At 45.9% G+C, this 1,557-nt stretch carries 1 pseudogene; it reads right to left on the bottom strand.

What is annotated here, in order from left to right:
* A pseudogene (locus tag AWH02_RS02945) lies at positions 1-1,557 on the bottom strand (hypothetical protein); the annotation flags it as partial.

Genomic DNA, 1,557 nt, shown 5'->3' with positions numbered 1-1,557 from the left:
TTGGCTCAACTGTTTCATCAATTGGAACCAGTGGATCGCCACCTTGGAAGGTTGGTGTGCCGGTTTGTGGAAGTCCTTGAGGACCTGTGCTAGTTGCACCAGTTCCTGTAGGAGTTACTTTCGTAAACTCTGGACTATAAGTTGCAGTGACTGGGGTGCCATTCTTATCTACACGTTTGACTGTGACTGGATCTGGGTTTCCGACAAACTGTTTGTCTGGAGTGAAGGTTACTGTACCGTCTGGTGCAATCGTGTAGGTTCCTTGACCTGGAATAGTCTTCTCTTTGCTTCCATCTTCGAAGGTTGGCTCAACTGTTTCATCGATTGGAACCAGTGGATCACCACCTTGGAAGGTTGGAGTACCAGTTTGCGGAAGGCCTTGAGGACCTGTGCTAGTTGCACCAGTTCCTGTAGGAGTGACCTTAGTGAATTCTGGACTGTAAGTTGCAGTAACTTCTGTACCATTTTTATCCACACGTTTCACGGTGATTGGATCTGGTTTACCAACGAACTGCTTGCCTGGCGTGAAGGTTACAGTTCCATCTGGTGCAATCGTATAAGTTCCTTGGCCTGGAATAGTCTTCTCTTTGCTTCCATCTTCGAAGGTTGGTTCAACCGTTTCATCGATTGGAACTAGTGGGTCACCACCTTGGAAGGTTGGAGTACCTTTTTGCGGTTGACCTTGGATACCATTTGAAGTGGCATCCGTTGAAGTTGGTGTTACTTCTTTCACAACCGCTTGGTACTTAACGGTAACAGGAGTTCCATTGGCATCCATACGAGTCAATTCAAGTTCTGGTGTTTCACCCTTGAACTGTTTATCAGGAGTGAATGTCACCTTACCATCTGCGTTCACTTCGAACTTACCAACATTTGGTACTTCTTTCACAGTTGTACCATTGTCAAATAGTGGAGTTGAATCAACTGGGAATGGAACTGAGTCATGGCCTGGGGTGAAGTTCACTTTACCTTCTTGTACCTGACCTTGCAGGCCTTCTGTCTTATCACCTGTACCAGTCGGTGTTACTTTCGTAAACTCTGGACTGTAAGTTGCAGTGACTGAAGTGCCATTCTTATCTACACGTTTGACCGTTACTGGGTCTGGTTTGCCTACAAACTGCTTGTCTGGAGTAAAGGTTACTGTTCCATCTGGTGCAATCGTGTAAGTTCCTTGTCCTGAAATAGACTTCTCTTTGCTTCCATCTGCGAAGGTTGGCTCGACTGTTTCATCGATTGGAACCAGTGGATCACCACCTTGGAAGGTTGGGGTACCTGTTTGTGGAACACCCTGCGGACCTGTGCTAGTTGCATTAGTGCTTGTTGGAGTAACCTTGGTCACTGTTGGTGTATAAGTTGCGGTAACTTCTGTACCGTTCTTATCTACACGTTTCACTGTGACTGGATTAGGAGTACCAACGTACTTCTTATCCGGCGTAAAGGTAATAGAACCATCTGGATTGATGCTGTATTCACCTACACCTGGAACTGGTTTCGTTGACTGACCGTCTTCGAAAGTCATTGGTTTCATATCATCAATTGGAACCAATGGATTACCTT

Source organism: Streptococcus gordonii (assembly GCF_001553855.1).
Lineage (GTDB): Bacteria > Bacillota > Bacilli > Lactobacillales > Streptococcaceae > Streptococcus > Streptococcus gordonii.
Note: the sequence above shows the minus strand (reverse complement) of the source record. Positions and strands in the feature narration are given on the sequence as shown.